At 33.2% G+C, this 24,075-nt stretch carries 23 protein-coding genes; 12 read left to right on the top strand and 11 right to left on the bottom strand.

Annotation, left to right across the window (positions count from 1 at the left end):
- Positions 1-85: 85 nt before the first annotated feature.
- The 3 genes from lepB (at position 86) to AC13CQ_RS10010 (ending at position 2,905) form a co-directional block, all read left to right on the top strand.
- Complete coding sequence (gene lepB / locus AC13CQ_RS10020) at positions 86-1,642, top strand: signal peptidase I (RefSeq protein ID WP_474506577.1); 1,557 nt, start codon at positions 86-88, stop codon at positions 1,640-1,642.
- A gap of 296 nt (positions 1,643-1,938) precedes the next feature.
- Complete coding sequence (locus AC13CQ_RS10015) at positions 1,939-2,559, top strand: WbqC family protein (RefSeq protein WP_335588705.1); 621 nt, start codon at positions 1,939-1,941, stop codon at positions 2,557-2,559.
- Positions 2,560-2,575: 16 nt separating this feature from the next.
- Positions 2,576-2,905, top strand: coding sequence for a DUF6122 family protein (locus AC13CQ_RS10010; RefSeq protein WP_008612643.1), 330 nt, complete (start codon positions 2,576-2,578; stop codon positions 2,903-2,905).
- Between the two features lie 74 nt (positions 2,906-2,979).
- On the opposite strand, the gene AC13CQ_RS10005 is transcribed toward AC13CQ_RS10010, so the two are convergent.
- From AC13CQ_RS10005 to AC13CQ_RS09975, 7 genes are all read right to left on the bottom strand, one after another.
- Complete coding sequence (locus tag AC13CQ_RS10005; RefSeq protein WP_474506578.1) at positions 2,980-3,993, bottom strand: endonuclease/exonuclease/phosphatase family protein; 1,014 nt, start codon at positions 3,991-3,993, stop codon at positions 2,980-2,982.
- A gap of 28 nt (positions 3,994-4,021) precedes the next feature.
- Positions 4,022-4,885, bottom strand: coding sequence for a rhomboid family intramembrane serine protease (locus tag AC13CQ_RS10000; RefSeq protein WP_474506579.1), 864 nt, complete (start codon positions 4,883-4,885; stop codon positions 4,022-4,024).
- A 90-nt stretch (positions 4,886-4,975) separates the two neighbouring features.
- Positions 4,976-5,719 (bottom strand): rhomboid family intramembrane serine protease, encoded by a 744-nt coding sequence (locus tag AC13CQ_RS09995; protein WP_335588702.1) that lies wholly within the window; start codon positions 5,717-5,719, stop codon positions 4,976-4,978.
- A gap of 16 nt (positions 5,720-5,735) precedes the next feature.
- Complete coding sequence (gene mutL / locus AC13CQ_RS09990; protein ID WP_008612639.1) at positions 5,736-7,571, bottom strand: DNA mismatch repair endonuclease MutL; 1,836 nt, start codon at positions 7,569-7,571, stop codon at positions 5,736-5,738.
- Positions 7,571-7,864: a hypothetical protein gene (locus AC13CQ_RS09985; protein WP_008612638.1), complete on the bottom strand. Its 294-nt coding sequence runs from the start codon at positions 7,862-7,864 to the stop codon at positions 7,571-7,573. The genes mutL and AC13CQ_RS09985 overlap by 1 nt, the downstream gene beginning before the upstream one ends.
- Before the next feature lie 240 nt (positions 7,865-8,104).
- Positions 8,105-8,587: a 6,7-dimethyl-8-ribityllumazine synthase gene (gene ribH / locus AC13CQ_RS09980; protein ID WP_008612636.1), complete on the bottom strand. Its 483-nt coding sequence runs from the start codon at positions 8,585-8,587 to the stop codon at positions 8,105-8,107.
- Between the two features lie 62 nt (positions 8,588-8,649).
- The gene (locus tag AC13CQ_RS09975; protein WP_008612635.1) at positions 8,650-9,429 is read right to left on the bottom strand and encodes a tetratricopeptide repeat protein; all 780 of its coding nucleotides are present in this window, start codon (positions 9,427-9,429) and stop codon (positions 8,650-8,652) included.
- A 206-nt stretch (positions 9,430-9,635) separates the two neighbouring features.
- Between AC13CQ_RS09975 and recF the strand changes: the two genes are divergently transcribed.
- Positions 9,636-10,718 (top strand): DNA replication/repair protein RecF, encoded by a 1,083-nt coding sequence (gene recF, locus AC13CQ_RS09970; protein WP_474506580.1) that lies wholly within the window; start codon positions 9,636-9,638, stop codon positions 10,716-10,718.
- Between the two features lie 54 nt (positions 10,719-10,772).
- On the opposite strand, the gene AC13CQ_RS09965 is transcribed toward recF, so the two are convergent.
- The gene (locus tag AC13CQ_RS09965) at positions 10,773-10,934 is read right to left on the bottom strand and encodes a hypothetical protein (RefSeq protein WP_008612633.1); all 162 of its coding nucleotides are present in this window, start codon (positions 10,932-10,934) and stop codon (positions 10,773-10,775) included.
- A gap of 179 nt (positions 10,935-11,113) precedes the next feature.
- Here AC13CQ_RS09965 and AC13CQ_RS09960 point away from each other — a divergent pair, with 179 nt between their 5' ends.
- Together AC13CQ_RS09960 and AC13CQ_RS09955 are read left to right on the top strand one after the other, a co-directional pair.
- A complete protein-coding gene (locus tag AC13CQ_RS09960) occupies positions 11,114-11,527 on the top strand; it encodes a lipocalin family protein (protein WP_008612632.1) in 414 nt (137 codons plus the stop codon).
- On the top strand, positions 11,527-11,823 hold the full coding sequence (locus AC13CQ_RS09955; protein WP_008612630.1) for a DciA family protein: 297 nt from the start codon (positions 11,527-11,529) through the stop codon (positions 11,821-11,823). The genes AC13CQ_RS09960 and AC13CQ_RS09955 overlap by 1 nt, the downstream gene beginning before the upstream one ends.
- A 282-nt stretch (positions 11,824-12,105) precedes the next feature.
- Here the strand turns inward: AC13CQ_RS09955 and AC13CQ_RS09950 are convergent, their stop codons facing one another.
- Positions 12,106-12,525: a nucleoside-diphosphate kinase gene (locus tag AC13CQ_RS09950; RefSeq protein WP_474506581.1), complete on the bottom strand. Its 420-nt coding sequence runs from the start codon at positions 12,523-12,525 to the stop codon at positions 12,106-12,108.
- Positions 12,526-12,676: 151 nt separating this feature from the next.
- Positions 12,677-13,705, bottom strand: coding sequence for an alkaline phosphatase D family protein (locus tag AC13CQ_RS09945; protein ID WP_335588696.1), 1,029 nt, complete (start codon positions 13,703-13,705; stop codon positions 12,677-12,679).
- A 74-nt stretch (positions 13,706-13,779) separates the two neighbouring features.
- Here AC13CQ_RS09945 and AC13CQ_RS09940 point away from each other — a divergent pair, with 74 nt between their 5' ends.
- Genes AC13CQ_RS09940 through AC13CQ_RS09930 form a run of 3 tightly spaced genes read left to right on the top strand, consistent with a single transcriptional unit; the run spans position 13,780 to position 16,512 of the window.
- Positions 13,780-14,793, top strand: coding sequence for a DHH family phosphoesterase (locus AC13CQ_RS09940; RefSeq protein WP_474506582.1), 1,014 nt, complete (start codon positions 13,780-13,782; stop codon positions 14,791-14,793).
- Positions 14,790-15,362 (top strand): gliding motility-associated peptidyl-prolyl isomerase GldI, encoded by a 573-nt coding sequence (gene gldI / locus AC13CQ_RS09935; protein WP_008612623.1) that lies wholly within the window; start codon positions 14,790-14,792, stop codon positions 15,360-15,362. The genes AC13CQ_RS09940 and gldI overlap by 4 nt, the downstream gene beginning before the upstream one ends.
- Positions 15,363-15,396: 34 nt before the next feature.
- Positions 15,397-16,512, top strand: a complete 1,116-nt coding sequence (locus AC13CQ_RS09930; RefSeq protein WP_474506583.1) for a peptidylprolyl isomerase — start codon at positions 15,397-15,399, stop codon at positions 16,510-16,512.
- Positions 16,513-16,734: 222 nt separating this feature from the next.
- On the opposite strand, the gene AC13CQ_RS09925 is transcribed toward AC13CQ_RS09930, so the two are convergent.
- A complete protein-coding gene (locus tag AC13CQ_RS09925; RefSeq protein ID WP_474506584.1) occupies positions 16,735-18,198 on the bottom strand; it encodes an aminoacyl-histidine dipeptidase in 1,464 nt (487 codons plus the stop codon).
- A gap of 140 nt (positions 18,199-18,338) precedes the next feature.
- Here AC13CQ_RS09925 and AC13CQ_RS09920 point away from each other — a divergent pair, with 140 nt between their 5' ends.
- From AC13CQ_RS09920 to AC13CQ_RS09910, 3 genes are all read left to right on the top strand, one after another.
- Complete coding sequence (locus tag AC13CQ_RS09920) at positions 18,339-19,406, top strand: DUF3810 domain-containing protein (protein WP_474506585.1); 1,068 nt, start codon at positions 18,339-18,341, stop codon at positions 19,404-19,406.
- Positions 19,407-19,588: 182 nt separating this feature from the next.
- Positions 19,589-22,594, top strand: a complete 3,006-nt coding sequence (locus AC13CQ_RS09915) for an amidohydrolase family protein (protein ID WP_474506586.1) — start codon at positions 19,589-19,591, stop codon at positions 22,592-22,594.
- Positions 22,595-22,687: 93 nt separating this feature from the next.
- Positions 22,688-23,983, top strand: a complete 1,296-nt coding sequence (locus AC13CQ_RS09910) for an amidohydrolase family protein (RefSeq protein WP_474506587.1) — start codon at positions 22,688-22,690, stop codon at positions 23,981-23,983.
- Positions 23,984-24,075: the final 92 nt, after the last annotated feature.

Here is a 24,075-nt window from a genome sequence, read left to right as displayed (position 1 = left end):
ACCGATAAAAAATATATTTTTACCGTAACTAAAATCCTTTTTGATTGTCTTATAGACATATCAAATAGGAACAAAGCATATTATTATGACGATTACACAATGGTTAATTTTCTTTCTGATAATTCAAGTAATTCATTTTTTAGGAACTTGGAAACTATATGTTAAAGCAGGAAGAAAAGCTTGGGAAGCAATAATTCCTGTATACAATGCAGTAATTTTAATGAAAATAATCAACCGCCCGTGGTGGTGGACAATCCTACTTTTCATCCCAATTATAAACCTTATTATGTTTCCAGTTGTTTGGGTAGAAACAATTAGAAGTTTTGGAAGAAACAGCACTGCCGATACTTGGCTTGTAGTGCTTACGCTGGGTTTATATATTTTCTATGTTAATTATGCTTTAGATGTAAAATATATTGAAGAAAGAAGCTTAAAACCTCGTACCGCTACAGGAGAATGGGTAAGCTCAATACTTTTTGCTGTGGTAGCAGCCACCTTGGTTCATACGTATTTTATGCAACCTTATGTAATCCCAACCTCGTCTTTAGAAAAAACCTTATTGGTAGGCGATTTCCTATTTGTCAGTAAGTTTCATTACGGTGCTAGAACCCCAATGACAACGGTTGCTTTCCCTATGGTACATGATACCATTCCTGTAATTAAAACAAAATCATATTTAAAAAAACCACAATTACCATATTTCAGACTTCCGGGTTTACAAAAAATTAAACGCAATGAGATTGTAGTTTTTAGCTGGCCTGCGGATACTGTAGAACAGTTTTTTGTAAAAACTAACAAGAGGATCCGAAAACCAATAGACAAAAAATCTAATTATGTAAAACGTTGTGTTGGACTCCCAGGAGATTCTCTTTCTATTAAAGATGGCTATGTATTTATTAACGGAAAACAAACAGTTTTACCAGACCGCGCCAAGCCTCAATTCTCTTATTACGTTCAAACAAAAGGGCAGTTAACCCCTCAATACATGTATGAACGCTATGGAGTAACAGGACGATTTGGACAAGTTAAGCAAGGCGTATACTTCTTTAGCGCCATGACTGCCGAAGCAGCTAAACAGCTTGAGGATAATCCGAATGTTATTAGCGTTAAAAGAAATATAGACACCCAAGGTAACACGCAAATGGGTACTGTATTCCCTAATTCTAAAGATTATAAATGGAATCAAGATCAATTTGGTCCAATATACATTCCTCAAGAAGGAAAAACAGTTGCTTTAAACCTAAAAGTTCTTCCTATTTATAAAAAAGTAATAGAAGAATACGAAGGAAATACCCTTTCCGTAAACGGAAATCAGATTTTAATTAACGGAAATCCGGCAGATTCTTATACTTTTAAACAAGACTACTATTGGATGATGGGAGACAACCGTCATGCCTCTGAGGATAGTCGTTATTGGGGATTTGTTCCAGAAGATCACATTGTTGGAAAACCAGTGTTTATTTGGTTTAGTTACGATACCAATGCTAGTGGTCCTTTTTGGAATAAAGTACGTTGGGATCGAGTATTTACAACAGTTGGTGGTGACGGAAAACCACGTTCTTACCTCGTATATTTCTTAGTAGCAATAGCTCTTTGGTATGGAATAAGTAAATTCAGAAAACGTAAAAAAGAAAGTAGTTAGTATTTAAATTCTAAAATCACAAAAGTTATAAAGTTGCTTTTTTTACAATCAACTACCTCGGGGCAAGCCCACAAGGTATTCAAAGGAAACAAATTTAATTCATTTCGACGCAGAGCCCTTCAGTATACTCAAGACAGGCTCTCGGGAATTAGACCTCTATGAGGGATTAAAATAAAAGATTGTGGAGCATCAATAAATCCGAAAATTGTATAATTCTAATGAATAAGATTTTATCAATAATTAAAAAACCTTAAACTTTAAACTTTAAAACTTTTAACTTAATTACAAACTCTAGAATGCAAACTGTTATTCATCCTACATATTTTCCTTCTGTAGCACATTGGATTGAAATCAATAAGGCTGCTGAAAACTTAATATTTGAGAAAGAAGACAATTACCAAAAGCAAACTTATAGAAATAGAACCTATATATACAGTCCAAATGGCATACAAATGCTTTCTATTCCTATAAAACACAATAAAAATAAAGCACATCAAAAGTATAAAGATGTTGAACTAGAGACCAATTTTGATTGGAAAAAGCAACATTGGAAATCCATACAAACTGCCTATAGAACTTCTCCTTTTTTTGAGTTTTATGAAGATGAATTTGCTCCTTTTTTTGAAAAGCAACACAAATTTCTTTATGATATGAATATGGAAAGTATTGAGATTTTAGCAGATTGCTTTCAAATAGAATTGGATTTTTCTTTTACTACGGAATTTGAAAAAGAGATCAGTGGAGTTTTAGATAACCGACACTTAGCAAAAGCAAAAGAAGAAAAGAACTATAATTTTGATGTCTACACACAAGTTTTTGATGATAAACATGGTTTTATAGAAAATCTAAACGGCTTGGATTTACTCTTTAACGAAGGAACCAATGCTTTAAATTATTTAGACAACCAATCTAAGTAGAATTTTTTAAAAGTATATGCTCCGATTTATAGTCCATTACGGAATCCATTTTATAGTTCCCCTTCTTGTTGCGTATTTATTTTACAAAAAAGATTTTTTAAAAGTAAGCGGGATTCTTTTACTTGGAATTCTAATAGACATAGACCACCTCTGGGCTTCTCCTATGTTTGATGCTAATAGATGTAGCATTGGATTCCATTTTCTGCATAGCTATTATCTAATTGCGCTTTATTTTGCATTGCTATTTTTCAAAAAAACGCGAATTATAGGTATCGCTTTAATGATACATATAATTGCAGATCTAACCGATTGTTATCTCATGAAACATCCATGTCTATTTTCATAGCGGAATGATTATTTTAGATATCCCATATAACTCTTAAAAAAAACATATATATGAAATAAACACGCTAGTCGCTCTTAAATTTTCAATTGAGAGATAATAGGATAATGATCTGAAAGTAGCTCATATCTATTCTTATGAGACATCACCTCTATGGTTTCATCCACCAAAATAAAGTCAATTCTAAACGGAAAATACTTAAAGTAATAAGTTTTCCCTGTGCCACTCCCCTGCTCATCAAACGTATCTACATCGTCTCCTTTAATTTGCTTATAAATTGCCGAATATTGATTATTGTTTAAATCGCCACAAGTAATTGTTTTATATGGACATTGTTCTTTATGAGAAACAAAAATATCTGTTTGGACTTGTTGTTTTGAAAACACAGTCCCCATCCGTTTAGCTAATTTACTGGAGTTTTCTTGAGAAATTTCTTCATCTTGAGGATTAATATGGAACGATTGCATATGTAAATTATACACCCTAACAGTATCATTATCTTTTAAGATATCAATAAAAATTGCATTATTTTGAGAGTTGGGAAAGTTTAGAGACCCCTTTTTCACAATTGGGAATTTAGAAAAAATAGCTTGCCCAGTACCTTTAGTCTTGTATTTTATAAAACGGTATTTATAATTCTTAAACTCCTTCTCTTTAGAATCGTGAAACTCTTGTAAACATAGAATGTCTGGGTTTTCCTCTTTTATCATATCCATAATTTCTTCGGATACTCCTTCTCTATCCAACCATTTATAAAGGTCGAAAATACGCACGTTGTAGGTCATTACTTTAATTGCAGACTGACTAACAACATTTTTAGTTCCAGAAAATTGATATAATGAAGAAACTTGACCATACCCTAATAAGAGGATAATAAACGAAAGTAAAAAATGTCGTTTCCACTTTACAATCCAATAAACAAGAAAGGCTATATTTAATAAAATTAGTACAGGCGTTGCAAGACTAAAAATAGCTGTTTTAGGAAACGATTTAACAGGAATATATGGTACTAAAAGGCTTATTTGTAATAAAAAAGCAAATACTGTATTCAAAGTAAAAACACCTTTATTAATCCAGTTAAGCTTTTTCATGTTTAATATAATTTATATGAAGTCCCTTTTATTCTTTGCCTGCTTTAAATAAAAAATCCTTTTCTTCTTTGGACAAACTCTCGTAGCCACTTTTACTTATCTTATCTAAGATAGCATCTATTTTTTTCTGATGCTCATTTTTTGAAGCTTTATTAGCAGATGCCCGTTTTGTATCTTTATGAACCGTTTTTAAGGGAGATTTTTTTTTCCTTTTAAAAATATTAGAAATAGACGAAACAAAACCATCAACTCCCGAACCTATATCTTTCCCTTCTTGAAGCTTTTTAGCATACACATACCCCAACAAAGCTCCTCCTAAATGCGCAATATGGCCGCCAGAATTTCCTAGTGGTAACTGTACTAAATCCAACAACACAAAAGCAACTCCTAAATACCAAAGTTTAATATTGAAGAAAATTAATCTTACTTCTTGATTAGGAATGTAGGTACAAACAAAAATAAGAATTGCCATAATAGCAGCAGAAGCTCCAATTAAAGGAGAATTTACTCTCGAGAAAACAGGAAATATATTATAGCTAAGTAAGAAAAAAGCACCGCCTAAAACAGCTCCTAAGAAATAAACATTTAAAAAATATCTCTTACTAAAAAGGTTTAAAAATATTCTTGATGAAAAATATAACAACAACATATTCCAAAAAAGATGCATAAAGCCTCCGTGAAAAAATGCGTAGGTAACAATAGACCAAGGCTGTACAATAAAGCCTAAAAAGCTTTTTGGCAACTGAAACCATTGCATTATAGCATCTGGCATTAGTTGTAGCAAAAAAACTATCAATGCATTTAAAATGAATATAGCAACATTTACAACAATGAGCTTTTCTGCTATATTTAATGTTGAAAATTTATATTTAATATCGTTTGTAATACTCATTCGCTATTTTATTTCTGTAAAATACTATAACCCCATTATTAAAAGGTTTGGCATGTTGTAATTCTATATTTTATCTCTATCTAATAAAAATCAATTCCAACGATTTCCGTTAAATTGATTTCGTTTCCAGTACCACATCATTATAAAACCAAACAAGGCACCTCCTAAATGCGCAAAATGTGCTATTCCTTGTCCAAAAATAGAATATCCTGTTACCCCAGAAAATAAATCCAAGGCAATAATTACTGGAATAAAATACTTTGCTTTTATAGGAATAGGTAAAAATATCAGCATCAATTCTGCATTAGGAAACATCATTCCAAAAGCTACTAAAACTCCATAAATGGCTCCAGACGCTCCTACAGCAGGCGTCATATAAGAACCTATAAAATTTTGGAGGGTACTTTCAGATATCACATTAGCCCAAGAAGTGTCGTACTTTCCTTGACTAAGAATGTTCAATATTTCTGCTTGATTATAACCTTGCTCAACCAACGCTTGCATCCCTTCATTAAAATAATAATAGTTTACAAGTGTATGTATTAAAGCGGCTCCTAAACCTGCAGAAAAGTAAAAGAAAAAGAATTTTCCTTTACCCCACATTTGTTCCAAAGGAGTTCCAAAAGCCCATAAAGCATACATATTAAACAAAATATGCATAAAACCTCCATGCATAAACATGTGAGTAACAACCTGCCAGAGTTGAAAATGTTCATTTTTAGGAAACCACAGTGAAAACAAATCGTACATCTGCTGCCCCATAAGCTGTGTTGCAATAAAAAACAACACATTAATAATTAATAAATGCTTTACTGCATCGGTAATTCTTCCCATTACTTGGAATTTAATTTTATAAAAATCGTTTATCTATTTCTTCAACGGTCATTGTAATATATGTAGGCTTATTAAATGGGGACACTGTTGGCTCTTTGGTTGCAAAAAGATTATTTACTAACGCTTCTTGAGATGTTATATTTAATAATTCTCCACTTTTTACTGCTAATGTTTTACACATAGCCTTTGCTAAAATATCCGCTTGAGACAATGAACTCTCTGGCACTTCCGACTGAAAATCTGATAACAATTGGTCTACTATAATTGCTACTTCACTTTCAGAAATATTTAAAGGAATTCCACTTACCTCCACTTCATCTTCCTTAAAATTAGAAAATAAAAATCCTGTATTTTCTAAACTGTCTTTTAATTCTTTCAATAATGCTATTTCAGTTTTCGAAAAACTCAAAATTAAAGGAAATAGCAATTGCTGACTCACCCCTTTATCAACCGTAATATTTTTTAAATATTGCTCATACAACACCCGTTGATGTGCTCGGTGTTGGTTTATAATAACCATTCCCGATTTTATAGTAGTAACAATATATTTTTTATGCAACTGATACGTAGTTGCAGCTAACTCTTCATTTTCATTATTAAACAAAGAACCGGTAACTTCTTCTGACTCTAACTCAATAGAACTAAAATCTGATTTTCGCTCTAGACCTACATACAAATTCTCCCAACTAGCCTGCGGTTTCTCTCTTTTCTGATATCCAACAGAAATCCCTCCTTTGCTTTCTTTTTCAAACGGATTAAAATTTGCATCTACCTCTACCGTTGGAAAGTCTGCATTTTTACTTTTGTAATTATAAGGCGTATCCAAATTGGCATCTCGCTCAAAATCAAGCACTGGAGCCACATTAAATTGCCCTAAACTATGCTTAACAGAAGCCCTTAAAATAGCGTAAAGAGCATGCTCATCGTCAAACTTAACTTCTGTTTTTGTTGGATGAATATTGATATCAATCCCAGAAGGATCTACCTCTAAAAATAAAAAATAGCTAGGGTGGGTTTGCTCTTTCATAAGTCCTTCAAAAGCGGAACAAACCGCATGATGTAAATATGAATTTTTAACAAATCTATTATTCACAAAAAAGAATTGCTCCCCCCGTGTTTTCTTTGCAAATTCAGGTTTACAAATAAACCCACTCAGATTTACAACCTCTGTATCTTCTTCTACAGGAACTAATTTTTCATTTGTTTTCCCTCCAAAAATATGCACAATTCGTTGTCGCAAATTGGATGCTGGAAGGTTAAAAAGCTCACTCCCATTATTATAAAAATCAAACTGAATAGTGGGATGCGCCAAAGCCACCCTTTGAAATTCATCTATAATATGGCGAAGCTCTACAGTATCCGATTTTAAAAAATTCCTACGTGCAGGAATATTAAAAAACAAATTTTTAACCAGTAAAGAAGTCCCTTTTGGAGTTACTGTAACTCCTTGATCTACAATTTTACTTCCTTCAATTTTAAGTTGTGTTCCAACCTCATCTCCTTCCTGGCAGGTATTCATTTCTACATGAGCAATTGCCGCAATAGAAGCCAATGCTTCTCCACGAAACCCTTTTGTATGTAATTGAAATAAATCTTCTGCTGCTTTAATTTTAGAAGTTGCATGGCGCTCAAAAGACATTCTGGCATCGGTAACACTCATTCCCTTACCATTATCTACTACTTGAATAAGTGTTTTCCCAGCGTCTTTAATAATTAGTTTAATAGAAGTGCTCCCTGCATCAACTGCATTTTCTATAAGTTCTTTAACAACAGAAGCGGGTCTTTGTACCACTTCCCCCGCTGCAATTTGATTTGCAACATGGTCTGGTAAAAGCTGAATAATATCTGCCATTAAATAAGTTTATCTAAATTAATATATCGTACCGCTACCATTGCAAACATTAGTAAGAAAATTAAAATAACTATAAAACGAATTCGTGAGTTCATACTAGAAGAAGTAGAACGTACCGTTTTCCAATCATCTCGGTATGCTTTTCTCCTATACCCCTTAAAATACTCCTCATCAGAACGTTTCTCTTTGCTCTTTTTAAGCTCTTCTAAACGCTCTTTTCTTTCATCATAATACCTTGGCGTATAGTTATACGACTTATTGGCGCTTGTCTTAAAAAGTGAAGGAAGTCTCACAGCTTTATGGTTTTTTAAATTTAATGTAAATGTTTATCTGACTGAAAAATAAAATTCTTCAATCAACAATATAAATTTATTGCGATAAATATCAAAATTACTCAAAAAGGAATAGACTTACCACCTATAAATCCTAAAAGTTGTTAAGAAAAATAGTTATTTATGCTAACTAAATTATTACTAAGGACTCTCTAATAAAATATAATTATTCTATTACGGAATCCTAGAAACTAGAAGATATTAATTTCCTAAAGCAGCCATTTTTATAGCAGCAATAGCAGCCTCTGTACCCTTATTTCCATGCTTTCCTCCACTCCTATCAATGGCTTGTTGCATGGTATTATCGGTTAAGACGCAAAAAATAACTGGGGTATCATATTTAACATTAAGATCTTTTATCCCTTCTGCGGTAGCTCCACAAACAAAGTCAAAGTGCTTAGTCTCCCCTTGAATAACACTTCCAATAGCTATAATAGCATCTGGCTCGTGTTTTTTAATCATTTTCTTTGTTCCATATGTAAGCTCAAAACTTCCTGGAACATCCCAACGAATGATATTTTCTACAACAGCCCCACAATCCAATAAAGCATCCATAGCTCCTTGACATAGTCCTTCTGTTATTTCTGAATTCCATTCTGAAACAACAATCCCAAATCGAAAATCTTTCGCATTTGGGATTGTAGCTTTATCGTATACTGATAAATTTTTATTTTCTGTAGCCATACTTTTTACGCTAAGTTAATCATTCAATATCAATTTACATTAATAAAGGAACAACCAACCAATTACTTTTTAAGCGTTTCTGCTTTTCCAATATAAATATCTATAGTTCTTCCTTCTTCAGAATCGCTATATTCATTTTTTACTCTATTGAAATATTTTAATGCTTTAGCTGCATCTCCAGCCTGTAAAGAAATTACACCCGCTTTAAATAAAAATTTAGGGGTTGTAAAAGCATTTTCAGAGGTAGCAATTGCTTTTTCATAATACTCCAAACCGTCTTGCTCTTGTCCTAATTGCACAAATGCATCTCCAATTCCTCCTTTTGCCAAAGCACTTAAAATTGGATCATCAGATTTAAAATCTTGAAGATATTTAATTGCTTCATCATACTTTTGAGTATTTAAAAATGCCATTCCAGCACTATAATGCGCAAGATTAGCAGCTTTTGTACCCCCGTAATTATCGATAATATCGATTAAACCATATTTTCCATCTGCTCCATTCAATGCTAATCCGTACAACGAATCTTTTGCAGTGCTATTTACAGCCTCATCAAAATATTGTTGCGCAAAAAACATTTCATTAGAAGCCTCAGCCTCTTTAGGTTTTAAAATAAACTGTTGGTATCCCAAGAACCCAAGCACTAAAAGCACTACAACTCCTATTCCACCCAATATAAACTTTTGGTTACTTGCAACCCACTCTTCTGTTTTGCTAGCACTTTCGTTTAATGTATTAAATACTTCTTCTGTAGTACTTTCACCATCGTACACCTCGTTCTCCAAAAGATCTCCTTCCTTTTTCGTTGGTTTCTTATAGCCTCTTTTCTTATACGTTGCCATATCTATATTTTATTAAGCCTCGCAAAAATAAAATTTTTATTCAAATAGGAAAGGGAATTTATTTTATTATTTTTTATCTGTCTTTTTTATTTTACTAATTTCGTCGTTTTATATTTGCCAATAACGCCATTAGTCTATTAATTTAGCTATGTTATAACATTACTATTTATTTTTAACTGAAAAAATAATTCCGTAGAATCCTACAAATGCAATTACAAAAATTATCGCTTATAAATTTTAAAAATTTCGATTCGCAAAGTTTTGAATTTGATGCTAAAATAAACTGTTTTGTAGGTCAAAATGGTATTGGAAAAACAAATGCGCTAGATGCTATTTATTTACTTTCCTTCGGAAAAAGCTATTTCAATCCAATTGCCTCTCAAAACATTAAACACGAGGAGAGTTTTTTTGTAATTGATGGGGAATTTTTAAGAGATGAAAAAGAAGAAAGAATTATTTGTAGCTTAAAAAAAGGGCAGAAAAAAATTATAAAACGCAACGGAAAAATTTACGACAAATTATCCGAACACATTGGTTTTATTCCGCTTGTAATTATTTCTCCTGCAGATAGAGACCTTATTATTGAAGGAAGTGAAACACGCCGAAAATTTATAGATAGTGTTATCTCTCAAAGCAATAAATCCTATTTACAAAATCTAATAAACTACAATAAAGTTTTAGCGCAACGTAATTCGCTTTTAAAATATTTTGCACTCAACAATACTTTTAATGCTGATACTCTTGAAGTCTACAACGACCAATTACACGATTACGGGCATAAAATCCATGAAGCACGCAAAGATTTTCTAGACATTTTTATTCCTATTTTTAAAGAGCGTTATGCCTCTATCTCTGGTGGAAAAGAAGCAATTAATTTAAGCTACCAAAGTCGGTTAACAGAAAAAGACCTCAACACCCTTTTTAAAGAAAATTTGAATAAAGATAAAGCTTTACAATATACTTCTGTAGGAATCCACAAAGACGATTTAAGTTTTGAAATAGGAGATTTCCCTATCAAGAAATTTGGAAGTCAAGGGCAACAAAAATCGTTTTTAATTGCTTTAAAGCTTGCGCAATTTGACTTTATTAAAGCACAAGCTGGACACACTCCTATTTTGCTTTTGGACGATATTTTTGACAAACTTGATGAAAATCGTGTGAGTCAGATTATAACCCTAGTAAATCAAGACGAATTCGGACAAATATTTATAAGTGATACCCATGCCGAAAGAACCGAAAATGTTGTTAAACAAACACATCAGTCTTATAAAATGATTATTTTAAAATAGAAAAGTTTTTGGTTGATTTGAAAATTCGCTAATTTGATAATTTACATTAAAAAATTATTCTCTAGATTTCCTTTTTAAATTTCCAGCTATTAATAATCCAGCTCCTACTCCTATTAAAATCCCTGATATAAAATCTGTTCCCTCTTGATCTGCAATATATTGAACTAAGATTCCGATTACTAATATTGCCAGTCCTATGATTCTTATTTTGTTCATTGTTTAATTTTGGTTAGCTAAATATAAAAATATCCTTATATAAAAGCTTTTTAATGATTTGAAAATGTGTTGATTTAAAAAATCGCTAATTCGCTAATTTACATTTAAAAAATCTATCCTTTCAAATTTCACTTAGCCAACAACTTTTAGCTACCTTTGTTTTTCCAAAAAACTTAGCTTTGAAAATTAGAGTTCTTATCATTCTTTGCAGTATATTTTTAAGCTGCAACAAAACGCAAATCGAAGACATCTCGCTTCTTAATGGCTATTGGGAAATTGAAAAAGTTACATTCCCTTCCGGAGAAAATAAAGATTACAAAGTAAATACTGTGATTGACTATTGGCAATTAAAAGATTCTACTGGAACAAAAGAAAAAGTAATGCCTCGATTAGACGGAAGGTTTCTTAACATGAAAGAGTTTGAAAACTTCAGTATAAAAAAAGAAAACGACGGACTTTACATTGAGTACAATAACGATGGAAATGTCCGAAAAGAAAAAATAATCTTACTTACCAAAGATAGATTTGGTATCGTAAACAGTCAAGACAAAACTTATTATTACAAACGTTTTGAAAAATTCTCTTTAAAATAATGGCCAAAAGACGAAACGAATATATTTCATTAAGTGATGCACTGAAAGAATTTGTAAATGAAAACAAATTAGAGACAGGCATGGATAAAGTGGACGTTCGAAACGCTTGGCAAAACCTTATGGGAAACGGCGTAAACAACTACACCACACAAGTGCAATTAAAGCAAGACACGCTCTATGTCTCTTTATCCTCCTCTGTGTTACGCCAAGAATTAAGCTATGGAAAGGAAAAAATTGTAAAGATGTTAAATGACGAATTAGGAAAAGAAATTGTAAAAAGTATTGTTTTAAGATAAGCAAATAATCTCTCTGGATAAAGACGTAAGACCGCTTCGCTACAGAAAAAAAGAGCAAATACTAAATTGTAACTATCATAAAATGATGGCATCTAAAGTACATTTTCATCTCTATTTTTAATAGCAAAAGAGATATATTCCTGAAATTTTTCTCAAACCTTTGCCATTAATAAAGTTTCAATATGTAAACTTCCTCTTACTAGACAATGGTGTTTTGATATCACAAAAAAAGCTCCATTTTTCAAAAGAAAATGGAGCTTTTTTATAATTATACTTTTTTGCTTAGAAAATCTCTCTTCCAGAAAAATGGAAAGAACCTTCTATAGCAGCATTTTCATCGCTATCTGAACCATGAACTGCATTTTCTCCAATAGAAGTTGCAAATAATTTACGGATAGTTCCTTCTGCAGCTTCTTCTGGATTAGTAGCACCAATTAAGGTTCTAAAATCGTCCACAGCATTATCTTTTTCTAAGATTGCTGCTACAATTGGACCGCTAGTCATAAATTCTACTAATTCTCCAAAGAACGGACGCTCACTGTGAATTGCATAAAACGCTTCTGCATCACGCTTACTTAACTGCGTATACTTCATCGCTACGATATTAAACCCTGAAGCAGTAATTTTTTCAAGAATAGCCCCGATGTGTCCGTTTTTTACAGCATCTGGCTTAATCATTGTAAATGTTCTGTTTGTTGCCATTTCTTTTAAATCAAATTTTGCAATTTTATAGTTAATTGCACATTAACAAACGCCCTTTTTGGGCTTTTTTAATTTTGCCGCAAAAGTAAGGGTTTTATTTGACTTATTCCCATAGGAAACACAAAATACGTATTCTAACCGTATATTCTCCCTAATACCCTTGTTCTAATTGGTTTAAAACCTTATTTCCATCGCCTCTCATCTCCATTTTTACATGATAATTTTTCATATTCAATTTTAACAAACCGAAACTTTTTACTTTTACTACTTCGCCTACTCTGTAAGGGTTTTCTTCTCCTGAATAAGCTTCATACGTATGTGTAAGTCCGCTAGAAGTAAAATCTATTATAGGATACGCTAAATCGCTTATATTAATTTCCGAAAACTCAGAAATATGTCGGTCGCCAGATAATAATATAACTCGTTTTGCATTGCTTGTTTTTATAAGCTTAAAAAGTTTTTCTACCTCACTCGGAAAATTCCCCCAAGCTTCAAATCCATGTTTATTAGAGAGCACCTGTATACTACTTACAATAATATTAAAAGCTGCTGTAGAATTAGTAAGTTCGTTAGTAAGCCATTGCCATTGTTTGTTTCCCAATATTGTACCTACCCCCGCTGGATTCGGCATATAGCGTTTGCCACTATCTCCTAAATTTTTTGTAAGTGGAGATCTAAAATAACGCGTATCTAAAAGTATTACTTTTACATCTCCAGCCTTTGTTTTATATGTTTTAGAACTGTAAACCCCTTCTTGTTTTCTCCTTGGATCATATTTTGGGACATTCATAAAATTAAGAAACAACTCCTGCGCTTTTTCTTTCATCTCCCAATCGGCACCACCATCGCCTAAACCATAATCGTGGTCGTCCCAAGTACCAATAACATCCATTGACTTTACAATTGCCTTATAACCATCTTGATACCGCTGCTCTTCATAGTCTTTTCTCATTTGGCGAAAATCATCAGTATCTGAATAAATATTATCGCCTCCCCAAATCCAAACAGAAGGTTTATTCAATAAAACATCATCCCATAATACGTTTTCTTCGTCTTGCTTATTACAAGATCCAAAAGCAATGACAAAATCATCTCCTTGCAAGGGATAAATAGATGTTTTAGCTGTTTTACATCCGCAGCAAAGAATAGCTACACATAACGCAACAAAAATTACACGCATAAATATAGTTTAAGACTACAAATGTACTATTCCTTTTTTAAGTATTATATTATTAAATTGTATATTAGCCGACCATGGAAGAAACGCAAATAAAAGAATTAAAAACACTCCTATCTACTCCAAAAAAGATAGTGATAATACCACATAAAAACCCAGATGGGGATGCTATTGGGTCTTGCTTAGGACTCTATCATTATTTAACACAATACAAGCATGACCTCAGTATTGTAGCACCTAATGAGTATCCTGAATTTTTAAAATGGATGCCAGGAGAAAGTAATATTATAAAATATGAATACCAAACAGAATTGGCTTCTCAAAAAATAAAAGAAGCTGAATTGGTTTTTACTTTAGATTTTAATTCTTTAAGCAGAATTGACGATGTTGCAAATGCATTAGAAAGTTTTAAGGGGGATTATATTATGATAGACCACCATCAAGCCCCCGACGATTATGCGCGTTTTATGTATTCTGATACTTCAATGAGTAGTACTTGTGAGATGGTCTATAATTTTATTGATTTTTTTAAAGACACCAATAAAATTACTGCCGAAATAGCTAGTTGTTTATACGCTGGAATTATGACTGACACAGGTTCTTTTAGGTTTCCATCAACCACTAGTAATACGCACAGAATTATTGCCAACCTAATAGATAAAGGGGCAGAAAACTCATACATCCATAATGCTATTTTTGACAGCAATTCCATTGATAAATTACATTTATTGGGTTGTGCCTTAAAAAATTTAGTAGCATTGCCAGCATACAACACCGTTTACATTACCCTTTCTAGAGAGGAATTACAGCAGTACAATTATAAAAAAGGTGACACCGAGGGTTTTGTAAACTACGGACTCTCATTACAAGGCATAAAATTTGCTGTTATTTTTATTGAAAGTGTACAAGAAGATATCGTAAAAATTTCGCTTCGTTCTAAAGGCGATTTTTCTGTAAATGAATTCTCTAGAAGTCATTTTCAAGGAGGCGGACACAATAATGCGGCTGGAGGAAAAAGCGACTTATCGTTAACTGAAACCACCAAATATTTTGAATCTGTTTTAAAAGATTATAAATCTCAATTACAATGATAAAAACCTACGTCCCATTACTTGCCATTGTATTATTATTTATGGCCTGCAAACAACCCGAAGCCCGGAGACCAGTAAGTGTAAAATCGGGGTCGTTTATGAGAGCTTCTATTGAAAGAAATAAAGGCCTTTTAGAATATGAAGAATCTTTAATAGATAGTATAATCAAAATAGATTCTTTAAATAAATACCACTCTTCTTCCAATGGATATTCTTATTATTTTATAACTAGAGATTCCACACAAAGCTACCTTCCAAAAGAAGGAGATGTTGTTAAAATAAACTATGATATTCGCACCCTTGCCGAAGATACTATTTATTCTAGCCAAGAAATTGGAATTGTAGACTTTAAAGTAGACAAAGAAGACTATTTTCCTGGTTTAAGAACAGCTGTTAAATTATTAAAAAAGGGAGAAAAAGCCACTTTTTTATTCCCATCTTCCTTAGCTTATGGCTACCATGGAGATGATGATAAAGTAGGTACTAATCAGACCATAAAAAGTACAATTACATTATTGGATATCGATCAAAAAGCTATTGATAGCACAAATACTACTTCAAAAGAATAATTATAATAAAACAATCAATTTTAATATGTATACAATGAAAAAATTAAGTTTCATTTTTATCCTAGCTGCCGTACTAGTTTCGTGCTCTACCTCTAAATACCCTGACTTAGGAGATGGTTTATATGCAGATATTCAAACCAACAAAGGAGATATGGTAGTTAAGCTTTTCTATAAACAAACCCCAGTTACTGTAGGTAATTTTGTTAGTTTAGCTGAAGGAACAAACACTTACGTTATAGATTCTTTAAAAGGAAAACCTTATTATGATGGCGTTATTTTCCACAGAGTTATAAAGGATTTTATGATTCAAGGAGGAGATCCAACTGGAACAGGAAGTGGAAATCCAGGCTACAAATTTAAAGATGAATTTGTAGATTCTTTAAAACACGATAAAAAGGGAATCCTTTCTATGGCGAATGCAGGTCCTAAAACAAATGGGAGTCAGTTTTTTATTACCCATAAAGAAACTCCTTTCTTAAATGGAAAACATACTGTTTTTGGAGAAGTTGTAGAAGGTTTAGCTATTGTAGATACCATAGCAAATGTAAAAACCTCTCAAGATCCAATGACGAGAGATAGACCAATTGATTCTGTAATAATTAAGCATATTGAGATTATTAGAAACGGAAAAGACGCTAAAGGTTTTGATGCTGCTAAAGTATTTGCTGCTTCTTTTGCTGAAGCTGCCGAAGCTAAAAAGGCAATCGAAAAAACTAAACGTGATATCGCTACCGAGTTTGCTGCTCAAAAAGAAAAAGCAGAAACTGCAGATTCTGGACTAAAATATCTTATGATTAAAGAAGGGGATGGAGAAAAACCTAAAGTAGGAAAAACTGCTCTTGTAGAATATACTGGGTATTTTGAAGATGGAAATGTTTTTGACACAAGCTCTTTAGAAATTGCCGAGAAATTTGGCAATGTAAATCCCGCAAAAAGAGACCGAGGAATGTACCAACCTGCTCCAATGCCTATCAGTCCAGATGCAACTATAATTCCTGGATTCAAAGAAGGATTAATGATGTTAAAAGTTGGAGATAAAGTTAGGTTATTTATCCCTTCCTATTTAGCGTATGGAGAAGCTGGATATGGGCCTATTGCTCCAAATACTGACTTGGTATTCGATTTAGAAATGGTTGGTGTCCAAGAATAAAGTAAACTACCTCAAGGCAAGCCTACGAGGTATTCAAAGGGAAATAATTTAATCCTCTTCGACGTAGAGCCTTCGGCAAACATAGGACAGGCTCTGGGAATAAAACCCTCAATGAAGATTTAAGCTTTATTTACAAAAAACAACCCCGAAGATTATATAATCTTCGGGGTTGTTTTTTAGGCAATATTTGTTTCATTACGGATTGTAACCTTCAATTTAAATTTACCCCTTCACAGGAATATCTTTTAAAATCTCTTTTAAGAATTTCCAAAACTTTTCTACGGAAGCAATATGCGCTCTTTCATCTGGAGAATGCGCTCCTTTAATTGTTGGTCCAAAACTTATCATATCCATTTCAGGATAATTTTGCCCTAAAATTCCACATTCCAATCCTGCATGGCAAGCAACCACATCTGGAGTTTCATTAAATAATGTTTGATATTTATCGGTTAACACCTTTAAAATAGGGCTCTCTGGATTTGGTTTCCACCCAGGATATTCTCCACTAAATTTTACTTCACATCCACATAATTCAAATGCTGCTCTTAAGGCATTTGCTAAATCAATTTTTGAGGATTCTACAGAAGAACGTGTAAGACAAAGTATTTTTATTTTTCCTTCTCCAATTTTTACACGAGCAACATTATTTGAGGTTTGTACTAAATCTTCCATATCTGGACTCATAGCATACACTCCATTATGCGCTGTGTACAGAGCTCTAGTAATTCCCTCCTGAACTCCTATTCCCATTACGCTACTTGGCGTTTCTGTAACTTCTGCAGTAATAGACAACGAGGGTTCTGTAGTTTTATATTCTTTTTTAATAACCGCTGCCAATTGGTTAAATTCTAAAGCAAATGCATCATGGTGCATTTCTTCCACCACAATTGTAGCCTCACTTTCTCTTGGAATTGCATTCCTTAATCCGCCACCATCAATAGCTGCTATTCGGAGTCCAAAATTTTCAAAACCATCAAAAAGTAGACGATTCATAATCTTATTAGCATTCCCAAGACCTCTATGAATATCCATTCCGCTATGTCCTCCTTGGAGTCCTTTTACAGAAATTTTATAGGCAGTTACACGCTCTGGCGTCTCCTCTTCTTGATATTTTCTAGTTGCAGTAACATCTACTCCTCCAGCACATCCTATATCAATTTCATCATCTTCCTCGGTATCTAAATTTAAAAGGATTTCTCCGTTTAAAACCCCACCTTTTAAGCCTTGAGCTCCAGTCATACCTGTTTCTTCATCTATAGTAAATAACGCTTCAATAGCTGGATGTGCTATGTTATTACTTTCTAAAACCGCCATAATAGCAGCAACTCCTAGTCCGTTATCTGCTCCTAATGTAGTTCCTTTGGCTTTTACCCAGCCATTTTCTACAAACATCTCAATTCCTTGTGAGCTAAAATCAAAAGTGGTGTCATTATTTTTTTGGTGCACCATGTCTAAATGCGACTGTAGCACTACTGCTTTTCTGTTTTCCATCCCTGCTGTTGCAGGTTTTTTTATAATAACATTTCCAACCTCATCCTTAAAAGTTTCTAAATTGAGTTTCTTCCCAAACTCCAACATAAAAGCAATAACTTGCTCTTCTTTTTTTGAGGGTCTTGGAACCGCATTTAAATCGGCAAACTTATTCCAAACTTCCTTAGGCTGTAAGTCTCTTATCTCTGAATTCATATTTATAACTTAGATTTTCACAAAAATAAGCATTGCTTTTTTAATAAATTACAAGGCTATTATAAAAGTCGGAAAACATAACTTCTTATTAGTATGTTAAGAGCATTTTTATCAACTAAATAATTTCTATTTTTGACAGTATGTCCGACCGAATTAAAACGTATATAGCACTTTCCATAATTCCTCAATTTATTTTGATAAAATGGTTGGCTTACTATCCTGAAATTGTAGAAAAATACTACAGTAATTTTTTATATCAAGGCATTGCTAAGACTTCTAGATTTTTATTAGGATGGATTCCTTTTTCTGTAGGAGATATTCTTTATACAGCCCTTGCCATTATAATTATTCGATTTTTTATTCTGAAAGGAAAAACTCTTATTACCAATTCAAAATATTTTTTTCGGGAACTATTTGTGGCCATTTCTACCATTTATTTTTTGTTTCATCTATTATGGGGTTTAAATTATTACCGTCTTCCCATTCATGAAAAACTAACTATTTCTGATACCTATACCTCCGAAGAACTTTACAGTTTTACAGAACAACTCATTAAAAAAAGTAACGAAACTCACTTTCAACTAACACAAAACGATTCCTTAATAGTAAAAATCCCATATTCAAAAGCAGAAATTTACCAAAAAACACTGGATGGATATCAAATCCTATCCAAAGAGATTCCTGCTTTTACTTACCATACAAAAAGCATAAAAACCTCTCTTTATAGCACTGCTTTAACTTATATGGGATACAGTGGATATCTAAACCCTTTTACCAATGAAGCACAAGTAAACGGACTGCAAATAGACTTTAAATATCCTACCGTAAGCTGCCATGAAGAAGCGCATCAAATAGGTTATTCTGCTGAGAATGAAGCTAATTTTGTAGCTTTTCTAGCTGCTACCTCCAACAACGATTTATATTTTAAATACTCAGGATATATTTATGTGCTTCGCTATTGTTTAGCTGAAGTAAAACGAAGAGATATTAAAAAATATGATCAATTTAATACAGAAATTCATCCTGGAATTATAAAAAACTATATCGAAGTAGCCAATTTCTGGAGAAGACATAAAACCAAAGCAGAACCCTTTTTTAAGAATACTTTCAATTCTTTCCTAAAAGCAAATAATCAAAAAAAGGGCTTAAAAAGTTATAGTTATGTAGTGGCGCTATTGGTAAATTATTATAAAGATAAAAAATTATAGTTCTGCCTATTAATTGTTGATTTTGAAACAAAAAATCATATTTTTACCAGTAAACTACCTCAAGGCAAGCCCACGAGACGTTTAAATAGGAAAATATTTTGATTTCGAGGCAAGCCTCGGAGCATTTAAATCTCGATAATCGAGTAAACTCATTTAACTAATTCATAACTCAAACTTAAAACATGAAGCTAAAATTATGCCTTCTAGCACTGTTTTGTTTTTGTATTACTGTTTCTGCACAGGAATACTTCCCAAAAAATGACGGTGTTAAAACTAAAAACTCAAATTACACAGCATTTAAAAATGCTAAAATCTATGTTTCTCCAACTAAAATTTTAGATAATGGAACTTTACTTATTCAAAATGGAAAAGTAGTTGCTATTGGAAACTCTGTGAGTATTCCAGAAAATGCAGTAAGTATTGATTTAAATGGTAAATACATTTATCCTTCTTTTATTGATATGTATTCCGATTTTGGTATTGCTGAACCTAAAAAACCACAATCGGATAACAGTCCGCAATACGATGCCTCAAGAGAAGGGTATTATTGGAACGACCATATTATGCCAGAAAACAACGCTGTTGAAAACTTCGCTTTTGATAAGAAAAAAGCTGAAGAATTACTTAAAGCCGGATTTGGAGTAGTAAACTCTCATATTTCCGATGGAATTGTAAGAGGTACAAGTTCTTTAATAGCATTAAACAACGATGCTTCTAATAGCAAACGTATTATTACTCAAAAAGCATCGCAAGTTTTGTCTTTTGAAAAAAGTAATGCTTCAAGGCAGGCGTACCCAACATCGCTTATGGGAGCTATAGCACTTTTACGTCAAATGTATTATGATGCTGAATGGTACCAAAATGGAAATGCTGATGGGAAAGATTTATCATTAGAAGCTTTAAATAATAATAAAAGTCTTCCGCAGATATTTGTAGCTAATGATAAGTACAACGACATCCGCGCAGACAAACTCGGAGACGAGTTTAAATTGAACTATATTATAAAAGGTGGCGGAAATGAATTTGAGCGCATCGAAGAAATTACAGAAACAAATACCTCTTACATTATTCCATTAGACTTCCCTGAAGCATATGACGTTACCGATCCATATATTGCTAACAAAATTGCCCTAGAAGAAATGCTTCTGTGGAACCAAGCCCCTACCAATCCAAAAGTATTAGCAGACAACAATATTACCTTTGCTTTTACTGCTTCTGACAACAAAAAAACAACCGATTTTAAAAGCAATTTATTAAAAGCTATTGCCTACGGTTTGGACAAGACTAAAGCTTTAGAAGCGCTTACAACTACTCCTGCAACGCTTTTAAATAAAGCAGATGAGATTGGAAGCTTAGAGAAAGGGCATTATGCAAACTTTTTAATTACCTCTGGAGATATTTTTGAAAAAGAAACTACCCTCTATGAAAACTGGGTACAAGGCTCTAAATATGTGGTAAACAACATAAATATAATTGATGTTAGAGGAGATTATACGCTTACTTTAAATGGAAATAGCTATACTTTAAAAATAGATGGCGAACCTGAAAAAATAAAATCTACCTTAAAGCAAGGAACTACTAAAATAGCTTCCAATGCTTCATACAATAACGGGTGGCTAACGCTTTTTTACAATCCAGAAGGAGCTACTAATAAAGATGAGTTTATCAGACTTTCTACTAAAGTTGCTACGGAAGGAAATCTAAGCGGTACGGCAGTTCTAACCAACGGAAATAATGCAACATGGACAGCCGTTAAAAAATCTTCCGAAGAAAAAGAAACTGATAAAAAAGAAGGTAATGAACTTCCTAAATTATTACCAGTTACTTATCCAAACAAAGCTTATGGCGTAAAAACACTTCCTACACAACAAACTATTTTATTTAAAAATGCTACAGTTTGGACAAGTGAAGATGCTGGGGTTTTAGAAAATACCGATGTCTTAATTAAAAATGGAAAGATTGCAAAAATAGGAAAAGACCTTTCTGGTTCTGGGGCAACTGTAATTGATGCTACGGGGAAACACCTTACCGCAGGAATTATAGATGAGCATTCCCATATTGCTGCTGCAGCTATTAATGAAGCTGGTCATAACAGTTCGGCAGAAGTAACTATTGAAGATGTTGTAAATCCAGACGATTCAAATATTTACAGAAACCTTTCTGGTGGAGTTACTACCATTCAAATTTTACACGGTTCGGCTAATCCAATTGGAGGACGTTCAGCAATTATTAAATTAAAATGGGGAGAAGATGCTGATAATTTATTATTAAAAGACCGACCAAAATTTATAAAATTTGCCTTGGGAGAAAATGTTAAACAATCTAATTGGGGAAGCAATAACACCATCCGTTTCCCACAAACGCGCATGGGAGTTGAGCAAGTTTTTACCGATTACTTCCAGCGTGCTAAAGAATATGATGAGCAATGGAAAGCTTTTAATAATTCATCTTCTTCAAAAAAATCAAAATCTAAAGCTCCTCGTTATGATGTAGAGATGGAAACTTTAGCTGAAATTTTAAATAAAGAACGCTTTATTTCTTGTCACTCTTATGTGCAAAGTGAAATTAATATGCTAATGAAGGTTGCAGATAAATTTGACTTCAATATAAATACTTTTACTCATATTTTAGAAGGTTACAAAGTTGCCGATAAGATGAAGGAACACGGAGTTGGCGGCTCTACTTTTTCCGATTGGTGGGCATACAAATATGAAGTAAACGACGCTATTCCTTATAATGCAGCAATTATGCACAATCAAGGTATTACAGTGGCCATAAACTCTGATGATGCCGAAATGTCTAGACGTCTAAACCAAGAGGCTGCAAAAACAGTAAAATATGGAGGCATGAGCGAAGAAGAAGCATGGAAGTTTGTTACTATAAATCCTGCTAAACTTTTGCATTTAGACGACAGAATTGGAAGTATTAAAGAAGGTAAAGATGCTGATGTTGTACTTTGGAGCAATCACCCTATGTCTGTTTATGCCGTTGCTGAAAAAACTATTATTGAAGGAGCTGTATATTATGATTATGAAAAAATGCAGCAAGTCGAAAAAGAAGTTCAGCAAACTAAAAATGAGCTTATCAATATGATGATTCGAGAGAAGAATAAAGGGGTAAAAACTCAGGCTCCAAAAGTAAAAGAAGAAGAAGAATTCCATTGTGACACTTTAATCTATCAATTGTAAAAAAATGAAACATCCAGGTCTAATTTTTAGACACATAGCGGAATAATTATTTGGATGTTCTATGTGACCGCTAAAAACAATAAAAATAAACACATGAAAAACATAATACAACTCATACTAATAATGTTCGTTACTATTTCTGTAGCGCAACAAACACCTGCCCCAGCACAAAAGGAGAGTATTTTAATAACAGGAGCCACTGCTCATATTGGTAATGGAACTGTTATTGAAAACAGTGCGGTTGGGTTTGAAAATGGTAAAATAACTTTTATTGGGAAGGCTTCCGAAGCGAATACCTCTAATTACAACCAAGTAATTGACGCTAGTAATAAGCATGTATATCCTGGATTTATTGCTTTGAACTCTACTTTAGGTCTTGTAGAAATAGACGCGGTAAGAGCCACCGACGATGAAGACGAAGTTGGGTCGCTGCTACCACATATTAGAAGTCTAATTGCCTACAATGCAGAATCAAAAATAGTAGAATCTATGCGTCCTAACGGAGTACTTATGGGTCAAATAACTCCTCGTGGAGGGATAATTTCTGGGACTTCTTCTGTGGTTCAATTTGATGCTTGGAACTGGGAAGATGCTGCCATAAAAACCGATGACGCTATTCATCTTAATTGGCCAAATAGCTTAAAAAGAGGTCGCCCATGGAGAGGGGAAGAACCAGGTCTTAAACCAAATGAAGATTATAATAATGAAATAAACGAAGTAACAAGCTTTCTTACAGAAGCTAAAGCGTATTTCTCTGGAGATGAAAAGCCAAGAAATCTCCCTTTTGAAGCTACCGAAGGACTTTTTAATGGTTCAAAAAAACTATTTATCCATGTAGATGGAGCTCGAGAAATTACAGATGCTATTAACTTCGGAGAAAAAATAGGTGTCCAAAATATGGTTATTGTAGGGGGAGACCAAGCAGATAAAGTTTCAAATATGTTAGCTTCCAAAAACATTCCAGTTGTTATTCAACGTCCACACCGCTTACCATCTAATAATGATGAAAATATAAAGCATACATTCATGCTAGCTTCTCTTTTAAATAAAGCTGGAGTACTATGCGGGATCGATCCTTCTGGAGGTATGGAACGCATGAACACTCGTAATCTACCTTTTTACGCAGGAACTTTTGCTGCCTATGGATTAGAGAAAGAAAAAGCGGTACAGTTAATAACCGAAAATGCAGCTAAAATTGCAGGAATTGATGCTTTTGCTGGAACTATTACAACAGGAAAAGATGCTACATTATTTATTTCTGAAGGAGATGCGCTTGATATGCGTACCAATATTATTAGTGATGCTTTTATTCAAGGTCGAGCTATTAGCCTAGAAACACATCAAACGGAATTATGGCACCGTTATAGCAATAAATACAAACAACAATAAATACTATAGCTGTCTGTCGAAGTCATCCAGAGCCTGTCGAAGTCATCCTTCGACAGGCTCCTTTTTTACTCCCGACTCTTCTATAACAGTAA

The organism is Galbibacter sp. L-19, assembly GCF_056857615.1.
This window is presented reverse-complemented; position numbering and strand designations above follow the sequence as displayed.